The organism is Nonomuraea sp. 10N515B, from assembly GCF_052245915.1.
Taxonomy (GTDB): domain Bacteria; phylum Actinomycetota; class Actinomycetes; order Streptosporangiales; family Streptosporangiaceae; genus Nonomuraea.
Window position 1 is genome coordinate 15,535 of the sequence record NZ_JBQQBQ010000053.1, and the last position, 19,345, is coordinate 34,879.

17 protein-coding genes are annotated in these 19,345 nt (G+C 68.8%); 5 read left to right on the forward strand and 12 right to left on the reverse strand.

Going from position 1 to position 19,345, the window contains the following annotated elements; genetic code table 11:
• Window positions 1-80 precede the first annotated feature (80 nt).
• Window positions 81-761 (reverse strand): response regulator, encoded by a 681-nt coding sequence (locus tag ACTWQA_RS45405; protein ID WP_443165067.1) that lies wholly within the window; start codon window positions 759-761, stop codon window positions 81-83.
• Window positions 758-1,930, reverse strand: coding sequence for a sensor histidine kinase (locus tag ACTWQA_RS45410; RefSeq protein WP_443165068.1), 1,173 nt, complete (start codon window positions 1,928-1,930; stop codon window positions 758-760). Before ACTWQA_RS45410 ends, ACTWQA_RS45405 begins: the two co-directional genes overlap by 4 nt.
• Window positions 1,931-2,398: 468 nt before the next feature.
• Here ACTWQA_RS45410 and ACTWQA_RS45415 point away from each other — a divergent pair, with 468 nt between their 5' ends.
• Window positions 2,399-3,721, forward strand: a complete 1,323-nt coding sequence (locus ACTWQA_RS45415) for an alpha/beta hydrolase family protein (RefSeq protein ID WP_443165069.1) — start codon at window positions 2,399-2,401, stop codon at window positions 3,719-3,721.
• Window positions 3,722-3,973: 252 nt separating this feature from the next.
• On the opposite strand, the gene ACTWQA_RS45420 is transcribed toward ACTWQA_RS45415, so the two are convergent.
• Window positions 3,974-5,368 carry a hypothetical protein gene (locus ACTWQA_RS45420; RefSeq protein ID WP_443165070.1) on the reverse strand — a complete coding sequence of 465 codons (1,395 nt, stop codon included), beginning with the start codon at window positions 5,366-5,368 and terminating at the stop codon, window positions 3,974-3,976.
• 133 nt (window positions 5,369-5,501) lie between these two features.
• On the reverse strand, window positions 5,502-5,708 hold the full coding sequence (locus ACTWQA_RS45425; RefSeq protein WP_443165071.1) for a hypothetical protein: 207 nt from the start codon (window positions 5,706-5,708) through the stop codon (window positions 5,502-5,504).
• Window positions 5,709-5,793: 85 nt separating this feature from the next.
• Here ACTWQA_RS45425 and ACTWQA_RS45430 point away from each other — a divergent pair, with 85 nt between their 5' ends.
• Window positions 5,794-6,600 carry a GNAT family N-acetyltransferase gene (locus ACTWQA_RS45430; RefSeq protein WP_443165072.1) on the forward strand — a complete coding sequence of 269 codons (807 nt, stop codon included), beginning with the start codon at window positions 5,794-5,796 and terminating at the stop codon, window positions 6,598-6,600.
• A 100-nt stretch (window positions 6,601-6,700) separates the two neighbouring features.
• Here ACTWQA_RS45430 and ACTWQA_RS45435 read toward each other — a convergent pair whose 3' ends face one another.
• Window positions 6,701-7,279: a dienelactone hydrolase family protein gene (locus ACTWQA_RS45435; RefSeq protein WP_443165073.1), complete on the reverse strand. Its 579-nt coding sequence runs from the start codon at window positions 7,277-7,279 to the stop codon at window positions 6,701-6,703.
• A gap of 78 nt (window positions 7,280-7,357) precedes the next feature.
• Between ACTWQA_RS45435 and ACTWQA_RS45440 the strand changes: the two genes are divergently transcribed.
• Both ACTWQA_RS45440 and ACTWQA_RS45445 read left to right on the forward strand, forming a co-directional pair.
• The gene (locus ACTWQA_RS45440) at window positions 7,358-7,933 is read left to right on the forward strand and encodes an ArsR/SmtB family transcription factor (RefSeq protein WP_443165074.1); all 576 of its coding nucleotides are present in this window, start codon (window positions 7,358-7,360) and stop codon (window positions 7,931-7,933) included.
• A 3-nt stretch (window positions 7,934-7,936) separates the two neighbouring features.
• Window positions 7,937-9,079 (forward strand): winged helix DNA-binding domain-containing protein, encoded by a 1,143-nt coding sequence (locus ACTWQA_RS45445; RefSeq protein ID WP_443165075.1) that lies wholly within the window; start codon window positions 7,937-7,939, stop codon window positions 9,077-9,079.
• 277 nt (window positions 9,080-9,356) lie between these two features.
• Here ACTWQA_RS45445 and ACTWQA_RS45450 read toward each other — a convergent pair whose 3' ends face one another.
• Both ACTWQA_RS45450 and ACTWQA_RS45455 read right to left on the reverse strand, forming a co-directional pair.
• Entirely contained in the window at window positions 9,357-9,758 is a 402-nt protein-coding gene (locus tag ACTWQA_RS45450; RefSeq protein WP_443165076.1) for a DNA-binding protein, read from the reverse strand.
• On the reverse strand, window positions 9,755-10,003 hold the full coding sequence (locus ACTWQA_RS45455; protein ID WP_443165077.1) for a hypothetical protein: 249 nt from the start codon (window positions 10,001-10,003) through the stop codon (window positions 9,755-9,757). Before ACTWQA_RS45455 ends, ACTWQA_RS45450 begins: the two co-directional genes overlap by 4 nt.
• Window positions 10,004-10,565: 562 nt before the next feature.
• Between ACTWQA_RS45455 and ACTWQA_RS45460 the strand changes: the two genes are divergently transcribed.
• Window positions 10,566-11,780 (forward strand): transposase, encoded by a 1,215-nt coding sequence (locus ACTWQA_RS45460; protein ID WP_443165078.1) that lies wholly within the window; start codon window positions 10,566-10,568, stop codon window positions 11,778-11,780.
• A 79-nt stretch (window positions 11,781-11,859) separates the two neighbouring features.
• Here the strand turns inward: ACTWQA_RS45460 and ACTWQA_RS45465 are convergent, their stop codons facing one another.
• From ACTWQA_RS45465 to ACTWQA_RS45485, 5 genes are all read right to left on the reverse strand, one after another.
• Window positions 11,860-13,365 carry a VWA domain-containing protein gene (locus ACTWQA_RS45465; protein WP_443165079.1) on the reverse strand — a complete coding sequence of 502 codons (1,506 nt, stop codon included), beginning with the start codon at window positions 13,363-13,365 and terminating at the stop codon, window positions 11,860-11,862.
• A 27-nt stretch (window positions 13,366-13,392) separates the two neighbouring features.
• Window positions 13,393-14,571, reverse strand: coding sequence for an AAA family ATPase (locus ACTWQA_RS45470; protein ID WP_443165080.1), 1,179 nt, complete (start codon window positions 14,569-14,571; stop codon window positions 13,393-13,395).
• Window positions 14,572-14,594: 23 nt separating this feature from the next.
• On the reverse strand, window positions 14,595-15,887 hold the full coding sequence (locus tag ACTWQA_RS45475; protein WP_443165081.1) for an iron-containing alcohol dehydrogenase: 1,293 nt from the start codon (window positions 15,885-15,887) through the stop codon (window positions 14,595-14,597).
• A complete protein-coding gene (locus ACTWQA_RS45480) occupies window positions 15,877-18,735 on the reverse strand; it encodes a SpoIIE family protein phosphatase (RefSeq protein ID WP_443165082.1) in 2,859 nt (952 codons plus the stop codon). Before ACTWQA_RS45480 ends, ACTWQA_RS45475 begins: the two co-directional genes overlap by 11 nt.
• 207 nt (window positions 18,736-18,942) lie before the next feature.
• Window positions 18,943-19,263 carry a YchJ family metal-binding protein gene (locus tag ACTWQA_RS45485; protein WP_443165083.1) on the reverse strand — a complete coding sequence of 107 codons (321 nt, stop codon included), beginning with the start codon at window positions 19,261-19,263 and terminating at the stop codon, window positions 18,943-18,945.
• Window positions 19,264-19,345: the final 82 nt, after the last annotated feature.

Below are 19,345 nucleotides of genomic sequence, written 5' to 3' on the forward strand. Positions count from 1 at the left end.
AATGTCCTCGGGCCGCCAACAAGCGCATCACGAAATCACTGGCATGGCGCGATGCCGAACACCGCGGACGGCAAGGCCGGTCAGTCGGCGCCCGATGGGCCGCCGGGGGAGATCAGTCCGGTTTCGTAGGCCAGCACGACGGCCTGAACACGGTCGCGGAGGCCGAGTTTGGACAGGATGCGGGCGACGTGGGTTTTCACCGTCGTCGCGCTGAGAGTCAGGCGATCGGCCAGTTCGGCGTTGCTCAGGCCGGTGGCGAGCAGGCGTAGCACCTCTAGTTCTCGTGGCGTCAGTTCGGACAGATCGCGGTGGAGGTTGGCCTTCGCCTCGTCACGGGGCGCGAAACGCTCGATGAGGCGGCGGGTGATGGTCGGCGCGAGCAGGGCGTCGCCGGAGCGCACCAGACGTACCGCGGCCACCAGGTGCTCGGGGCTGACGTCTTTGAGTAGGAAGCCGCTGGCGCCGGCGGTGAGAGCGGCGTAGACGTAGTGGTCGAGATCGTAAGTGGTCAGGATGATGACGCGGGTCTCGTGCGCTCCACCGCTCATGATGTGGCGGGTGGCTTCGATGCCGTCCATCCGCGGCATCCGGATGTCCATGAGCACGACGTCTGGCCTGGTGCTCCGCACGGCGGCGACCGCTTCGGCTCCGTCGGCCGCCTCTGCCGTCACCTTGATGCCGTCGGCGGCGAGGATCATCCGAAACCCTGTGCGGACCAGCGCCTGGTCGTCAGCGATGACCGCGCGCAGCGGCCCGCTCATGCGGCGGCCCAGGGAATGCGGGCCGTGATCCGATACCCGCCTCCGGTGCTGGGCCCGGCGACCAGGGTTCCGCCGTAGACGGCCAGCCGCTCACGTAGCCCGATCAGCCCGCGGCCGTTGCCCGCCCGCGACTGGGGGCCCGGCGCGCCGCCGGTATCGGTGACCTCGATCTCCAGCCAGTCGCCGCTGTGGCCGATCGCGACGGACGCCGCCGCGCCGGCCGCGTGCTTCATCGTGTTGGTCAGAGCCTCCTGCACGACGCGGTAGACCGTGAGGCCGACCCCGTCGGGCAGGGAGTTCGGCGGCGAGATCGCGACGTCCACCGACACCCCCGCGGCGCGCACCCGCTCGATGAGGCCACCGAGTTGGTCGAGTCCGGGTTGCGGTTCGAGCCCGTCGCCTCGGCTGTCCGCGCGCCCGCCTTCCGGCCCGGCAAGCAGGCCCATGACGTTGCGCAGTTCGGCCATGGCGGCTCGGCCGCTGCTTTCGATCGCGAGCAGTGCCTGCTTGGACAGTTCTGGCTCGGCGTCCATCACTTTGCGCGCCGCGCCCGCCTGGATCACCATCACGCTCACATTGTGGGTCACCACATCGTGGAGTTCGGCGGCGATCCGGGACCGTTCGGTCTCGACCGCCTTCCGCATGGCGTCCTCCTGGGCCTGCTGAAGTTCGGTGAGCCGATCCCGGCTCCGCCGCAAGAACCGGATGATGCTCGCGCAGACCCCGGCGCTCAGCAGGACGACGTAGGGCCCCAGCCAGCTGGGGAGACTGGGGAGGCCGGACGCGACGTCTCGGTCTATGGCACCGGCGAGCGTGGCCGCGAGCAGGAGCCCGGCCACCGCGGGCACTCGGTTGCGGCTGTGGGCGATGGCACTGTAGCCGGCGATTGCGCAGGTCAGTACGGTGATCCACGTCTCGCCGCCGTTCGTGGCCAGCACCGCGAACACCACCACCCAGAAGGTGGCGAGCGGATACCTGCGCCGGGCCGCCAGCGGCAAGGCGGTCAGCACCACCAGGAGCACGGGCGGTTCGTGCTCCTCGGAACCGACGTCCGGCGGCGGCTGGATCCACTCCGTGACGGACGGCCGGACGCCGATGCTCGCGTCCGGTAACGCCGGGGGATCTGGAATCGCTGGAGGGGACGGGATCGCCGGGGGCGCTGGAGCCACCGGAGAGGGCCGTAGTTGCAGCAAGTCGATCAGAGGACGCGACTGCACGTCGACGCGATGGGCCGGGCCTGGGAGTCCCTCCGCTGCCATCAGCGCGGCGACGGTCAGGAAGATCGCGAGTAGCGCGTCGGCGGCGAGAGCTTTGTGAGACGGACGGGCGGTTCGCGGTTCCGGCCGCAATATGTCTTGCACGTACTGCCGCCAAAGCCGTCGTTCGTCTGCTGCCACCGGCACATTGTCGCGTTCGCGTGATCCGCCGCACATCGTCTTCAGTGACCACGGCAGTGTCCGTTGGGAGTACATCGCAGGGATGACGCCGCGGGTGGGTCGTTCCCCGGAGGTATCCGATATGGGTACGGCGGCCGACGCGCGTGGAAATCGGCCGCCTCTAGCCTCGTCCCTGCCATCAGGCCGCCGCGGGACTTCCCCGCCAAGGTGGCCGTTGCGATCGGAAGGACGGACACGTTCATGGGTCATGTGACAGAGCCGGTGGAAACGGACAGCCGGTACGGCGGCGCGGGGGCGTCGGTGCACATTGCCAAGATCACCGTGGGAGGGGCAGTCGCCAAGCGGGGCGCCTTCTGCAGCAGGAGGCCTGCGCCGCAGGGCCGGATCCTGCGCGGCGGAGCGGTCGCCGTCGGGCTGCTCGCCATCATGGCGACCACGTCGGTCGCATCCGCGCAGTCCGCGCCCGCCTCGTCCGTGCCTGCGTCGGGCAGCACGACCTACCTGCCCAAACCGACCGGTTCGCATCCGGTCGGCACCACGTCCCTGTACCTGAAAGACACCTCCCGCCCCGACCCCTGGGTCCCTTCGGTGAAAGCCCGGGAGCTCATGGTCTCCCTGTGGTACCCGGCTAAATCGCCGGGCCGTAAGCGGGCCCCGTACATGACACCCAAGGAGTCCGAGCTCCTCCTGAAGAGCGGGAAGATCAACAGTGTGCCGGCCGACACGCTGAGCAAAACGCGGACCAACGCCTTCACCGACGCCAGCCCGGCAGGTCGCAAGCACGGTCTGCCCCTCATCGTGCTCTCCCCCGGCCACACCAAGCCCCGGACCGAACTCACGGCGCTGGCCGAGGATCTTGCCAGCCGAGGCTACGTGGTGGCCGCGATCGACCACACCTACGAGAATGTCGCCACCACCTTCCCCGACGGACGGGTCACCACCTGCGTCACCTGCGAGATCAATAAGAATCCGGCGTGGTGGGAGAAGCTGGCGAAGAGCCGGGCGGCCGACGTCTCCTTCGTGCTCGACCAGCTGACCGGGTCGCACTCGCAATGGAAGGGCACCCGGCTGATCGACCCGTCTCGTATCGCGATGGCCGGCCACTCCGCCGGAGGAGCGAGCACCATCGCGGCCATGCTCAAGGACTCCCGGATACGCGCCGGCATCGACATAGACGGCACCACGGAGGTCAGAATTCCGGGCAGCGGACTGGCGCGGCCGTTCCTGTTCCTGGGCAAACCGTCCACTTACACTCCCGGACAGGGAGATGCGGCCGACACTTGGGAACGCGACTGGAAGCAGCTGAAGGGGTGGAAGCGCTGGCTTCTGGTGACCGGGGCGGAGCACACGTCCTTCACCGACCTCGGCGTGCTGGTCGACCAGATCGGCATCGACGACGGCGCCGACATATCCGGCGCCCGCGCCATGGAGATCACCCGCAGGTACGTCTCCGCCTTCTTCGACCTGCACTTGCGCAAGAAGCCCCAACCGCTGCTGGACAAGCCGTCGACCCGCTACCCCGAGGTCACGCACTGCACGGTCGAGACCAAGACCTGCCGGTAGCGCGCCCTTTGGGGCCAGGGCTGTTCAAGGCAGCGCGTGGGGCGGTTCCGCCCGTGGCAGGCGCCGCTGCCGCGTTGGCGTCGTGTTCGCGCAGCATCCGCAGCACGGTGGCCGGGGACGGGTGCCGGCCCTTCTTCTTGCCCTTGGTGATGACGAGCCGGGCGGCGATGTCGCGCAGGCTGAGGTCCTGCTCGCGCAGGTGCAGGGCGGACGTCTGATCGCAGGAAGGGGCTCCCGCCGAGGACTTCGGGACTATCCGGCGTACAGCTTGGCGATGCGCGCGCCGAGATCGGCGCCGTAGTTCTGGTGGTAGACCTGGGCGGAGCAGTAGACAGGGCCGCCCTGCCGGGCCAGGCCGGCCGTCCATGTGGCGGCGTTCTCCACACCGGGGTCGCTCATCTGCAGGCCGATGACGGCGATGTCATCCACGCGCACGTCGACGAAATTGTTGCCCACGCCCTTGCGCTCGTACAGCCGCCATTGCAGTGTCGCGCTCGTCGCCCCGGTCAGCTTGGCCGTCAGGTCGATCGTGGTCTGCTGCCAGGCGTACTCATCAGCGGCGACGTCCCGCTCCCACACCACCTTGCCGTTGAGGAGAAGCTGCTTCATGTGGTAGCCGGCCGGGCTCCCGGACCCGCGGTTGTCCCGGTGCCAGAAGCTCACCGCGCGCTTGGTCGCGCCGGGTGTCAGCTGGATCGTCCGCGTGGCGCTGCACCACATCCCGGCCTGGGTGAGGGTGTCGGCCTGGACGACGAAGCTCAGCCGTCCGTTGCCGGTCCGGGCGAGGTTGTCGGTCGCGGGGCGTGTCCATCCGGGGTCACGGGCGATGTAAGGGAGCTTGTACTGCAGGATCCCGGCGAGTTCTCCCGCGGCGACGTGCTCGAGCGCCTTCTTGGTGATCGCCTCGACATAGGCCACTGTCGGTTTCAGGGCGGTACGGCTCAGCGGGTTGGCGTAGGGCATCAGGTAGATGTCGGTGTCGGGGAGGCGCTGGGCGACTTGCTTGACCTGGTAGGACAGGCTCCACGTCCACGACGTGTCCCGGACCGGCTCGTCCCGGAAGGGGAAGATCACCCCATCCAGCAGCGGGGCCTGCTCGGCGGCGAACGTATCGGTGAACTGGCTGTAGTAGACGATCGGGATGAACTTGAACGACGGGTTGATCGCCTTGGCCGCCGCACGCATCTGCTTGACGTACGCCGGGGTGAACGTCTTGAGGTCGAAGCCGTAGTCGTCCACCGTCCAGCCGATCAGGTTCGGATGGCTCTTCGAGAGAGTGGCGAGCTCGCTGGACCATTTCACGTAGTCGTGCCCGTGTGGCCGGGAGACGGCCGACTGGCTCGGCGCGTAGACCGTGACCCACACGTCGATCCCGGCGTCCGCGGCGGCCAAAAGGAACTCGTTACGCAGGTCGTCCCAGTGATCGTAGCCACCGGCCAGAGGATAGACGTAGGTGTTCACGTTGAGTGCCTTCAACGCGGTGATCATCGCCTTGGTGTCCATGTGCTTGATGCCATCGGCCCGCGGCTCCACCTCGCGGATGAGATTCCCCGACGTCCCCACCACGCCAGGGCCCGCGGCGTGGGACACACCGGGGAGCACAGACAGCAGCAGGGCGCCGACCACTACGAGCACGGGACGGGGCACGATGTTCCTTCATGATCCGTAGACGAGGGTTCGTCAGCATAGGGAACACCGGTATGTCGCCGGTATAGCGTGACGCGCCGCCCCGGACACGCCTTCGAGGCCGGCAACCCGCGGTCGATCGCGCGCAGGGAGTTCAAAACGATGGCAGGGCCACGACGATTCCGGCGACCACGTAGCAGGTGCCGTAGCTGGTTTTCTTGCTGCCGGTGGCCGAGCCGTCGTACTGCCAGAACGCGCCGTGCACCTTCTTGCCGCTGCGCCGGGTCACGCTGTCGTCGATCGCCACCACCAGCGGCGCGCACGGCTCGGCCGGCGTCGCGACGATCAGTCGGGCCAGCACCAGCCGGAGACGGTGTGGCTAGGCGAGTCCAGAACCACGAGCCAAGTTGCCCACAGGCATGCTGTGATCAATCATCATGAACCTGATGAAGAGCCCCGCCCGTGATGAAAGTGAGCTGCTGGCCAGGATGGAGCAGAACCTGGCCGAACATGCCTGTCACCTGCACCGACGCATGAGAGGCGCGATCGTCGTGGAGACCGACGATCTCCTGGTTGCCGACAGCGGTCTCGCCGACGACACGTTCAACATCGTTGCTGCGGCCCGCTTCACCCCCGACACCACCCAAGCACGGATCACCGAGACGATCCGGACGCTGGCCGCCACCGGCCGCCCCTTCTCCTGGTGGGTGGGCCCTGCCTCCATCCCAGAGGACTTGACCGCCCGCCTGTCGGCGGCCGGCCTGCCGGCCGCCGCACACGAGACGGCCATGTGGGCCGACCTGGAGGGCCCCCTGCCCCAGCCATTTGTGGATGGACTGGACGTCTGCCCGGTGACCACACCTGAACAGCTCTCTGACTACGCCACGGTTGTCGCCGCGAACTGGGACCCACCCGCCGCAACCGTGCGCCGCTTCTTCGACCGGGCCGTCCCCCAGGCTCTGGCCGCCGACTGCCCGGCCCTCTATCTGGTCGGCTATGTGGGGGGCCGCCCGGTATGTTCGGCCGAAGTCTTCCTCTACGCACACGTGGCCGGGATCTACAACATCTGCACCCTGGCCACCCACCGCCGACGCGGTTACGGAGGCGCCATGACACTCGCCGCCCTCCACCTCGCCCGCCGTGAGCACTACCGCGTCGCGGTCCTGCAGGCGTCCGCGGACGGCGAACCCGTCTACCGACGCCTGGGCTTCCGCTCCTGCGGCCAGTTCACCGAGCACCACATCACGCCCTGAAACCCCGACGTTCTCCCCTGCCCACTTCGCGACAGGCTCTAGGACCAACGTGACCGAGCTTGGGAAGCTCCGCGTGTGATGCCGATACTTCTATCGCTAATCAGCCGATGGTGGCGAGGAAGTCGAGGGTGCGGCGGGTGAGCAGCGCGGCGGCGTCGGCGTCGTACGACGGCAGGCTGCTGTCGGCGAAGAGGTGCCGGTTGCCGGGATAGAGGAACAGTTCGCCGTGTTTGGCCGAGGCGAGGAGGGCGCGGGCGGCATCGAGGTCTCCTTCTCCGGCGAAGATCGGGTCGGCGTCCATGCCGTGGACCTGGACCGGCAGGTTCTCCGGCCATGAGATCCCGAACTCCGAAACAGGCAGGCAGGATTCGATGAGCAGCGCGCCACGCGCGCCTGGCCGGGTCTGCGCCAGCTTCTGGGCCGGCAGGACGCCGAGTGAGAAGCCGGCGTACACCAGCTCGCTGGGCAGTGTGTCGGCGGCGCGCACACCACGCTCCAGGAGGTTGTCGAAGCCGACTTTGCCCGCATAGGTCAGGCCGTCGTTCAGGCCGGCGAACGTGTGCCCGTCGAAGAGGTCCGGTGTGTGCACGGTGTGCCCGGCCTGGCGTAGCGTCTCGGCGAAGCCGAGGAATCCGGCTGTCTGCCCCTGAGCGTGGTGGAACAACAAGACTTCGGTCATCTGGCGGCCCCTTTCGTGCGTGTGCTCCTGAACGAACGAGAAATCTCGAATGATTGATGATGTTAGACTAATCGAATCATGTCGACCAATCCTTCGGTTCCGGACTACGACCTCGCCGAGGTGATCGAGCTCAGCACCCCCGAGCAGGTACGGGCCATCGGCGATCCGCTGCGGACCACGATCCTCGGTCTCCTGCACGAGCGCGCCGCGACCGTGACGGAGCTGGCTGCTGCGGTCAAGCGCCCCAAAGGCACGGTCGCGCACCACGTCAACGTCCTGGCCGAGGCCGGGCTGCTGCGCGTGGTGCGGACCCGGCGGGTGCGGGCGATCGATGAGCGCTACTACGGCCGCACGGCCCGCATGTTCTACGTTGGCGTCGGCCGATCTCCCGGCGGCGGCCCACTCCCGCTGGACTTCAACGACTTCGAGGTCGCGGCCAAGGAGTCCGCCGCCGCCTATCAGGCTCACCAATTGTGGGCGTTCATCCGGCACGCTCGGATCTCGCCGGAACGGGCCACGGAGTTCTGGCACCGGATCAAGGACCTGGTGCAGGAGTTCGATCAGGTTCCCCGTTCCGGTGAGACGACCTACGGATTCGCCGTGGGCCTGTATCCCATGACCGACTACCCCACCCTGCCGGCCGACAAGGACTGACGCATGCGGCTTACCGCGCGGGAGCTCAACCGGGCCACGCTCACCCGCCAACTGCTCCTGGGACGGCAGGCCCTGGATGTCGTCGAGGCCGTGCGCCGCCTGGTCGCCCTGCAGGCGCAACACGCCGCCTCACCGTACCTGGCCCTGTGGAACCGGCTCGCCGGGTTCGACCCGGCGGACCTGGACGCGGCGTTCGCTGAGGGCAAGGTCGTCAAGGCGACGCTCCTGCGGATCACGCTGCACGCGGTCCACGCCGGGGACTACCCGCCCTTTCACGAGGCGATGCAGCCCTCGTTGCGCGCCCCCCGGCTCGGCAACCCGCGCTTCACCAGCAGCGGCATCACCGCGGCAGACGCTGATGCGCTGATCGGCGAGCTCCTGGCCTTCGCGGCTCAACCCCGGACCGCAGCCGAGATTCAGCCCTGGATCGAGGCGCGGCTCGGCGTCCCGCCGAAGGGCGCGTGGTGGGCGCTTCGGTCCTACGCGCCGCTGCTCCACGCCGTTACCGGCGGGCCCTGGTCATTCGGCGCGCGGCCGGCCTACATCGCGGCGGGGATTCCGCCGACGCTGGGCAAAGCTGCCGACCAGGCCCTGCAGACGCTGGTTCTGCGCTATCTGGAGGGGTTCGGCCCGGCATCAGTAGCCGACGTCGCACAGTTCGCCCTGGTGTCCCGGTCCAGGGCCCGCAGCGCGATGGGCGCCCTGGCCGGAGTGCTCGAACGGTTGACCGGGCCCGACGGCACGGAGTTGTTCGACCTGCCCGGCGCACCACGCCCGGCAGCCGACACGCCAGCCCCGCCACGGCTGCTGCCCATGTGGGACAACATCCTGCTGGCCTACGCCGACCGCAGCCGTGTCATCCCACCGGACTATCGCAAGCTCGTGACCCGGTCCAACGGCGACGTCCTGCCGGCACTGCTGGTCGACGGTCATGTCGCCGGCGTGTGGCGGCCGGTCGAGGAAGGGATCGAGGCCACCGCGTTTCACCCGCTGCCCCGCCAAACGTGGGACCAGCTGGCCGACGAGGCACGGGCGCTCGCGGCGCTGCTGGCCGACCGCGAGCCCGGGGTCTACCGCCGCTACGACCGCTGGTGGTCGGACCTACCCGGCGCCGAGGTGCGGATCCTTCCCGAACAGATGCCCTGACCAGCGCGTAGGGATCATCGCCGCACCGCCCGGCAACTCGTCGGACCTCGTCGAAGGCGCCCGCGGCCGTCAGATCCGCAGACCCGCCCAGCGGCTGGCGGCCTCGCCTCGTCAGGGGCTTGTTGACGTTCGTCGGGTCCGCGGCCTCGCCCGTATTGTCGCCTGCTTTGTTGGGCGGACCGTCACGTGTCGGTGCGGAAGCACCTGTGCCCACAGGCCTTGGGCAGGGCTGCTGCCAGGCGACGCCGGGACGGGAGCAGGTGGCGGCGTTGCTCGCTCAGATGCCGATGAGCCGGACACGGTCCCCGCACAGCCGGGCCATGTCGTCGACATCGGAGGTCAGCATGACCACAGGACCCGGCTGGCGCAGTGCCACCTCTGCGACCGTCGCGTCGATCGCGTACTTGTGGCCGTGCAGACCTGCCGCCTTGAGCAGTTCCGCAGCCACCTTCGCCGCCGCCTCGGACACCGGCTCGACCTTGACGCGGGAGAGCACCCACTGCAGCCGAGGTATGTTCATCCGCGTGTGGCTGACTTCCACGATGGTGTTGGCCCCGATGACGAAATCGGCGCCCATGGTGTGGAACACCTGGAACATCCCGAGAATCTTGCGGTCTTGCGCCATCCAGGCGGAGAGCCCCTGGGAGTCCAGGACGACGGTTTCGACGTGCTCGATCACGCTGCGCTCGCCGAACCGCCGGGATCCGCCGCCCCGAAGATCCTGGAACGGGCCTGAGCCAGCTCCTCCTCGGTGAACTCCCCGTGCTCCTCCTGGTGACGCAGCAGGTCGGCGCCGAGAAGTTGGTGCCGTAGCTGGCGTGCCACCGCCTCCGCGACATAGCCGGAGACGTTGTCGGTGAGTTTCCTGAGTTCGGCGACCTGGTCACTCGGCAGCGTCACCGTGATGCGTGTCGTTTCCGCCATGAGGCAAGCATACTGCGGTATGCACGTCGGGCGCCGCTCCATCCGCGTTCCGCGGCCGGCGGTCACATGGGATCATGAATCTGTAGATTGCCTGCGCGAGCAAACCGACAAAGCCCTACGCGGATGCAGTGTGCCGCGTGATGCATGAAGGCAGCGACGTCCCTATCGAAGAGCACACAGGCGGACCGGTACCCAGGCCTCAAGCGGTCGTCCCAGTGCACGCGCGGCGAGTTCGCGGATGTAGTCGGGGTGCCAGGCGCCGCGGCCACGCCGCCATCGGCGACCGCGCACCTCGCCCTGGCTGTTCCCCGGCGGGCAACTCGGACGCCCGATCAGCTCCTTCCGGCTCGCCGAACGCCTCCGCGATCTTGGCATCCACTCCGGCCAGGCTCGCTCCACCGCGCTGTTCCACCTCGCCACCGACCTGCCCGCCGCTGTCCTGGCTCGCCTGCTCGGCATCCACATCACGGTGGCCGTCGCCTCGCAGCGCACCAGCAGCGGCGACTGGACTACCTACGCCGCCGAAGTCAGCCGCCGGAACAACACCTGATTCGGAGTATCGATGCCATACCAACGCACTGGCCCTGATCAACGGGATCTTGTCGACATCCCGACTGGGATTCGGCTGGTCGCCTTCGACCTTGATGGCACCCTTACACGTGGGCAAACGTGCTTGGAGGCCATCGCCGACGCGTTCGGGTTCGCCGCTCAGATGTCCGTCTGGGAACAGGCGCGCACCGAACAAGAGCTCACCGCAGCGCGCCTCGGTGTCTGGGAATACATCCAGCACCTCAGTACGGAGGATATGGACGCGGCGCTCGCCACCATCCCGCTGGCACCCGGCGCGATCGAGGGCGTCACCGCGCTGCGCACGGCCGGCATCGGCACGATCATCGTGTCCCTCGCACTCTCCTCGAACGTCGCCTACTTCGTCGGCCGCCTCGGCGTCGACGCACACTTCGGCACCGAACCCGACGGCAACGGCGGATACCGCCACGTCTTGGACGCCTGCGACACCCTCGAACTGCTGGCCAAGGCTCCCGACCCCGCTAGCGCGACCAAGCTGACCATTAGCCAGATCAGCGCGGCGCTCAAGCATGCCCACCGCCGCAAGATCCCCGATAAGGCTGCCGCGATCCAGGCCGCGCTGCGCACCGAGCAGCTTGGCCGACCCGAGGTGGTCGCTGCCGCCTGCTCCGCCACGGTCCGGTCCGCGGTCGCGGTTCTGAGCGTGCTCAACGAACAGATCAAGACCCTGCAAGGGCAGGTGGAGGCCCATTTTGGTCGACACCCGGCCGCTGAGATCATCTGCTCCCAGCCCGGCCTGGGGCCGATCCTCGGCGCCCGGGTACTCGCAGAGTTCGGCGACGACCCCACGCGTTACGCCAGCGCCAAGGCCCGCAAGAACTACGCCGGCACCAGCCCGATCACCCGCGCCTCCGGCAAGAAGAGGATCGTGCTGGCCCGGTTCGTGCACAACGACCGGCTCATCGACGCGCTCGGCTCCCAGGCCTTCGCGGCGCTGAACGTCTCGCCCGGCGCGCGAGCCTGCTACGACCGGCTCAGGGCCGCGACGTCGGTCATCGAGCGGCACTGCGTCAGGTCGCCAACCGTCTTGTCGGGATCCTGCACGGATGTCTCAAAACCGGCACGCCCTACGACGAAGCAACCGCTTGGTCTCAACAAGCCGAGAAGGCTGCTGCTTGACAATCAAGCTCCTGGGGGCCGACGGAACTGGTGGTCAAGGAGTCGGCGTGATCCGGCACGTGATGTGTGACGCATTACCGAAAGAGGCGATATTTCACCATTCAGCGGCGTATGACGGAGGTGTCGCGGCTGCGACACCGCTCCCCGATTCAGCGTCCCGTGGTCCGCTGCGCCAGCCGGTGTGCGACGGCTTCGAGTCTCGCGAGGTCGGGCACCACATGGATCTGGTCGCAGTGCTCGGCGTATCCGGGCAGGTCGCACCGGCCGAGCCGCCAGGAGTAGCGGGGTTCCGGGGTGAGCCAGATGGTCTGCCGCACGCGCCTGGTGAGTTCCTCGAAGGCGTCCAGCTTCGCATCATGGCCGTTGCCCCGGCCGTCCCCGAGCATCAGCAGGGTCGTCTTCCTGGTCAGCGCCGAGCGGTGCTCCGCGAGCATCAACTCGAACGTGCGGCCGTAGTCGGAGTCGGCGTCGACGTTGAGCAGTCCGCCGGCTGCGCCGAACACCAGGTCGGACACCTGCTCCAGCGGGTGTTCCGCGAACAGTTCGGTGATCTCCTGGGGTTCGTCGACGAAGGCGAACGAGCGGACCTGTCCGAACAGCGACTGGAGGCCGTGCACCAGATGCAGGGTGAAGCGGGCGGTGGCCCGTACCGAGAGTGACACGTCGGCGAGGACGACGAGCCGGGGGGCGTCCCCGGCACGAATCGTGGTCACCGGCCGGAAGGGGACTCCGTCGTAGCGCATGTTCCGCCGCATGGTGCGGGCCGGGTGCGCCCGGCCGCGCGGGCTGTTGCGGCGGGTGGCGGTCAGCGCTCCGGACAGCGTGCGGGCCAGCCGGCGCAGCGACGTTTCCAGCTCGCGGCGGCTCTGCTCGTCCACCGCCTCCGTACGTGCCCGCTCGGCGGCTCTCGACTCGACGGCGGCGGTGAGCTCGGCCAGCGTGGCGAGGTGGCGTGCCAGGAGTTCGGCGAGACCGTCGGGGGCCTGCGCCTGGTCGCGGGAGGTGGCGGGCTCCGGGCCGTCCGGCTCGCTGGAGGGCCGGCCGGTCCCTGCGACGGTCATCTCGGTGCCCGCTCGGAGGGGGTTGCCACGGGACAGCCGGCCCGGTGTTCCCGCGTTGTGGAGCCGTTCGGCCTCCAGTTCTACGCTGGCGACGACGGTGGCGTCGGTGGAGGGCGGCTGCCGGTCCTGGGAGAGGACGATCTCCTGGGTCAGCGCGGAGAGGTCGACCTTGTTCGCCTCCTGGTGGGGGTTGTACCGCTGGGCGAGGTCCTGCGGGTCGAAGTAGTCGCGGATGTCGAGGGGCGGACCGTGGCTGTGACCGGGCTGCGGGAGGTGCGAGGGCTCTTCGGAGAGGGTGAACGACGTGGCCGCGGCGGTGTCGGCGAGGTCGTCGTGCCCGTGGTGGTGGTCGTGCCGGTTGTCGGCGGGGTTCGGGGGTGCGAGGGCGAAGAAGGCGGTGAACAGGTCGTCGAAGAGCGCGTCGTCGCGCCGGTCCTTGATCAGGGTCGGTCGCAGGGCCTCGCGCAGTGTGTCGCGGTCGCCCAGCATGCCCGGCTGCGCCGCCGCCCTCGTCGCGTCGATCGCCTCCGAGACCGAGACCCGTACACCTGACAGGCGCAGCACGCGGACGAAGTGGTGGATGTTCGCTTCCATGGCGGCGGGCTCCCGTGCTCGGGCCGCTCAGCGGGCTCGGCGGCGCGTGGCCGCGGAGAACGCGCGCTGTCCCTGGCCCGCCCCGTTGCCAGACCGCCCGTTGTCGTGGTGCTCATGGCCGGGGGGCTCGGTTACGCCGAGGCTCGACGGCAGGCGGTATCCCAGTTCGTGGCGGCCGAGCCGGTCCATCGCGGCGCGCACGGCGCGGCCGTCCGGCTCCTCTCCGGGTGATCCATGATCGAACTGGGCATGGGCGTGCGCGTGAGCCGGCTCGGCGGGCGCCGTCCGGCCCCCCGAGACCAAGCGAGGCAGCGCCTCGAGCGCGCGGTTCAGGTCGCGTTCGTATTTCAGCACCACGTTGACGGTCTCCATGAGCAGGTGCGCGTCCAGTTCCTCGGCCCCCAGCACGGCCAGGGCGCGGGCCCAGTCGACCGTCTCCGAGATGCCAGGGCTCTTCCGCAACCGCAGGCCACGCAGTTCGCGCACCACGCCGACCAGTTGCGCGGCCAGCGCGTCGGGCAGCCCGGTGTGCTTGGAGCGGACGATCTCCAGCTCCCGCTCGGCGTCCGGGTAGTCCAGGAACAGGTGCAGACACCGCCGTTTGAGCGCGGCCGACAGGTCCCTGGTGTTGTTCGAGGTCAGCACGACGTACGGAGGAACCTCCGCGATGTAGGTGCCGATCTCGGGCACCGAGACCTGGTACTCGTCCAGGCACTCCAGCAGCACAGCCTCCAGCGCCTCGTCGGCGCGGTCGATCTCGTCGATGAGCAGGACCGCCGGCTCGGGGCTGCGGATGGCCTCCAGGACGGGCCGGGGTGACAGGAAGCGGTCGGAGAAGAAGACGCTGTCCTGATCGCCGATGCGCTCCACGGCGGCGGCGAGGTCTGGCGCGTCCGCGACGATCTCGCTGATCTTCTCGCGCAGCATCTGCGTGTACAGGAGCTGCTTCCCGTAGTCCCACTCGTACAGCGCCCTCGACTCGTCCTGCCCTTCGTAGCACTGCAGGCGCAGCAGCCGGCGTCCGGTGGCCGCAGCCAGGACCTTCGCCAGTTCCGTCTTGCCGACCCCGGCCGGCCCTTCCAGCAGGACCGGCTTGCCCAGGCGGCACAGAAGGTACACGGTGGTGGCCAGCCGGCGGTCGGCGATGTATCCGTGCGTGGCGAGCTTGTCGACCACGTCCGTTACCGACTCGAACGCATCGGTCACGTTCTCTCCGTTCCTCCGAAGGGTCAGGTGAGCAGGTCGTCCAGGTCGCCGTTCATGCAGTGGTCGACGAGCGGACGGACTGTTTCGTAGGTGGGCTCCTTGGGGTTGGTCGGGACGCAGGAGTCGCCGAGGGTGTGCCGGGTGATGCGATCGACGTCGGCGTCGTCCCCGCTGATCTCCCACGACCGCTGGTAGAACTCGGTGGGGCCCTGCCCGAGCCGGTTCTTGGAGTACGTGTCCTGCTTCACGTCGGTGAGCTTCTCCGGCATGCCCAGGTCGCGCACCAGGCGGACGAGTTCCTCGACGGCGGCGTCGGCCGCCTGCACCGTGCTCATACCGGTGGTGTCCACGCCCATGGCGCTGGCGATGTCGGCGAACCGCCGGTAGGCCACCGGCAGGTTGAAGGCCCAGACCCGGGGCAGCAGCACGGCGTTGTTGAGCCCGTGGTGCAGGTCGTAGTAGGCGCTGACCGCGTGCGAGATCGAGTGGGCGAGGCCCAGCCCGCCGGAGTTGAACGCCTGGGCCGCGATGTACTCGCCGTACATCATGGCCTCGCGGGCGGCCAGGTTGCGCCCGTCCCAGGTGGCGGTGCGCAGGTACTGCGCGGCGATCTCGACAGCCTGCAGGGCGGCGCCCAGCGCGGGCGTGAAGTCCAGCCGTGACACGTAGGCCTCGGAGGCGTGCGTGAGCACGTCGATGCCGCACTGCGCGGTGAAGTCGACCGGGCACTCGTAGAAGAGCACCGGGTCGTCGATGGCCAGCGCCACGCGGGCCGAGCGGTCGAAGGCCGCGTACTTGTGCGGGTTGTCCGGGTCGGTCGTAGTATCGGTGATGACGAACAGCGACGTGGTCTCGGAGCCCGTGCCGGCAGTAGTGTTCACCGCGATGTGCGGCGGGTTGTCTGGATTCTCCGTCTTGTGGTAGCCCTCGAACTCGTTGATGCTGCGGCCGTCGTGCGCGAGCGAGATCCGGGCGCCCTTGCAGGCGTCGTGCGAGGAACCGCCGCCGATGGAGACGAAGGAGTCGCACTTGTTCTCCCGGTACGCCTCCGCGGCATCCATGCAGTTGTAGTCCTTCGGGTTGGACTCGACCTTGTCGTAGACGACGAAGTCCACGCCGTGGATTTTCCCCTGGTCGACGATCCGCTGCACGATGTCCGTGCCCCGCAGGCCCGAGGTGACGACCAGGGTTCGATGGAAGCCCAGCCTCCGGGCCTCCGCACCGACGAGTTCATGCGTTCCAGGTCCGAGCAGCGCCCGTGGCAGCGGCGTGAACTCCTTGACCGGTGACGGCTTGAAGAGCGTCTCAAGCTGCATGATCACTAGTCCTCTCCGTGTGGTGAAGGATGGGACTTGGCAGATTTTGCTCGGTCCAGAGGACCTTCCCGCTCGCCGTGTACCGGGTGCCCCAGCGCGAGGCGAGCTGGGCGACCAGGAACAGCCCACGCCCTCCCTCGTCGGTCGTCGCGGCGCGGCGCATCCGGGGCGAGGTGCTGCTGCAGTCCGACACCTCGCAGATGAGAGTGCTGTCGCGGAGCAGACGCACCTCGATCGGCGCCTTCGCGTACCGGATCGCGTTGGTGACCAGCTCGCTGACCACCAGCTCCGTGGTGAACTCCAACTCCTCCAGACCCCAGCGGCCCAGCTGCTCCGTCACCGCGCCGCGCACCTTGGAGACGTTCTCCGGATCGGCGGACAGCTCCCAGGCGGCCACACGGTCGGCCTCCACCGCGTGCATGCGCGCGACCAGCAGCGCGACGTCGTCCCTGGGACGGCCGGGCAGCAGCGCCTCGACGACCGCCTGGCACGTCTCCTCGGGCGGGCGGCTGGGATGCGACAGTGCGCTGCGCAACAGCGCCAGCCCCACGTCGATGTCGCGGCTACGCTCCTCGATCAGGCCGTCGGTGTACAGAACGAGCTCGCTGCCCTCGGGAATCTCCAGATCGACCGTCTCGAACGGCAGACCTCCCAGCCCCAGCGGCGGGCCCGCCGGCACATCCGGGAACTGCACAGTCCCATCAGGAAGCACCAGGGCCGGCAGCGGATGACCGGCACGGGCCAGGGTGCAGCGCCTAGACACCGGGTCGTACACCGCATACAGGCAGGTGGCGCCCACGATCCCATCGCCCCCATCGCCACCGCCCTGATCGGCGTCCAGCCGGTCGACCAGCTCGTCCAGGCACGTCAGCAGATCCTCCGGAGGCAGGTCCAAGACGGCGAAGTTCTGCATCGCCGTCCGCAGCCGGCCCATCGTGGCGGCGGCGTGCAGGCCATGCCCCACGACGTCGCCGACCGCCAGCGCCACCCGGCCGCCGGACAACGGGATGACGTCGTACCAGTCCCCGCTCACCCCGCCGTAGGCGGGCAGGTAACGGTGCGCCACCTCGACCGCGCTCTGCGAGGGCAGACCCCGGGGAAGCAGGCTGCGCTGCAGGGCAAGCGCCATGGTGTGCTCGTGAGTGTAGCGCCGGGCGTTGTCGATGGACAACGCCGCACGACCGACCAGCTCCTCGGCCAGACGCAGATCATCCTCCTCGAACGCGCGCTGCTCCGAGCGGTAGAAGCTGACCACGCCCAGATTCACCCCACGCGCGTGCATGGGCACCGCGATGAGCGAGTGGATCCCGGAACCGAGGATCTTCTTCGCACGCACCGGGTCCATGGCCGTCCACCCGGGGGCCTCGGCCAGATCCGGCTCCAGCACGGCCTCCTGGGCGGCCAGGCACCGGCGCTGCGGAGTGGACGGGACGAAATCGAGCATCTCCCCCACCTCGCAGAGGTGGGAGTCCTCCCGGATGGCGCCCAACGCCACCCGGCGGAGCACGCCGACGTCGCAGGATGCCTCGTCCCCGCGCAGCACGGCCTCCGACAGGTCGACGGTGACGAAGTCCGCGAACTGCGGGACGACCAGGTCGGCCACCTCTTCCGCCGTCTGGGTCACGTCGAGGGTGGTCCCGATACGGACGCTGGCGTCGTAGAGGAGCTCCAGGCGCTGCCGTGCCCGCAGGGCGAGCTGTCCCACGCCCGGTTCACCGACGAGGAGCAGCCAGCCCTCGCTGCCCCTGGTCGCCGCGGCGGCCCCGGGCTCCGGAGCGGCGGTCTCCTCGGTTACGGGCGCGGCCGCCGTCACCGGTTCGGATCCGGGCGCGGGGAGCGCCTCAGCCTCAGGCGGCGTCCGAGGCTTGAAGGTCGTCAGAGCGGTCGGGATCACCAGAGTGTCCGAGGAGGACGGCACCGCTATGGGGGCGGTGACCGGCAGGTGGCGGCCAGCCTCGTCCGGGAGGCTGATCTCGACTGCGATGCCGGCCCCTCCCGAGGGGTCGTCGACCGAGCGGCGCGTGAGGGTGGCGATTTGGCCGTTGAAGAGCTCCACCTGGTCCATGAGCCGGCGCGGGGAGGAGATCAGCTCCGCTGCCTTCTCCCGTAGCAGGGCCCGGTCGGCACGGCTCAGAACGTCGATCGAGGGGAGCACTCGTTCATTCGCGCCGGGCAGTTGGGCGTCGCGGTGGGTGCGCAGGAAGGCCGCGAGCAGCTCCCGCTCCCGTCGGGTGGTCTGCTCCAGCAGGCGCTGCTCGATGGCACGGGCGGCGTCGCGGACGACTTTCAGCATCGCCGGATCCGCGTCGGACCGCCGGCAGGTGAGGTCGAGGACCCCCTCGACCTGCCCGCTCAGCGGATCGCGAATGGGGGCGCCAGCACAGGCGAAGGGATGCATGCATGCGGCGAAGTGCTCACTGCCGAAGACGTAGCTGGGTTTTCTGGCCGCCAGCGCCGTGCCGATGCCGTTGGTGCCGGCGATCTGCTCCGCGAAGGTGAATCCGACGGTGAGGCAGACGGTGTCGAGGCTCCTGTTGAGTTCGGGGTCGCCGCCCCGGCGCTGGAGCACCGTGGCCTTCTTGTCGCAGAGGATCACACTCACCCGCGTTCCGGTGAGTTCGACCTCCATCTTGTCGAGCACCGGGGCGGCCGCGTGAATGAGCCGGCCGTGCAGGTCCAGATCCTCCTGGTAGGGAATCTCCAACTGGTCGGGGACCAGGCCGAGCAGCCGACAGCGCTGCCAGGACGTCAGGATGGAACCCCTGACGTTTCCCTCGACCTCGCGCCCGTCGTAGAACCTGTCATGGGCGCTGGTCAGCTGCTTTATGTCGTCCCAGGCAACTGCCACCTCTGAACCGCCCCCAAATCCGGCGACAGATATGTGCCTCATTAGTCGCTATTCTACCCGGAGTAATATTTATGGGCGAATATCTGAATTTAGCGAGAAATCTGTGCCCATCTCTTTGCCGCCGAAGAGGATTGCTGGAGGTTTCGTGGGCCAAGGCTGACCAATGCCAGCCCCGTGGTTGCCACATTCCTGGGACAGCGTTTGGATCTACACCGCGCCGGCGTACACCCAGCGGCCGTCGAGGCGTACGAACCGGCTGTCCTCCTCCATCTCCCCCGGCCGCCCGCGATCGACGTAGTGGGCGCGGAAGCGGACCGTCCCCTCTGTCTGTGTGGGCCAATAGGGCTGTTCAAGGTGACCGCGCAACGCCCGGCCAGCGAGTTGGCTGATGCCCACCAGCAGGACCGACAGCGGCATGGCGATACGGGTGTGCCGGGTGACGGCACCAAGCGCGACGCCGAGTGTCAGGGCGAACAGGGCTCGGGCGAAGGGCACCAGGCCATGGCTTTCGTAGTACGGCCAGGCCATCGGATCGCCCGCGGTGGAAGGCAGCGCCCAGCGAGCAGCGCTGTGAGCACCGCTGCCGCGGCCAGAGCGCCGGTGGCCGCGG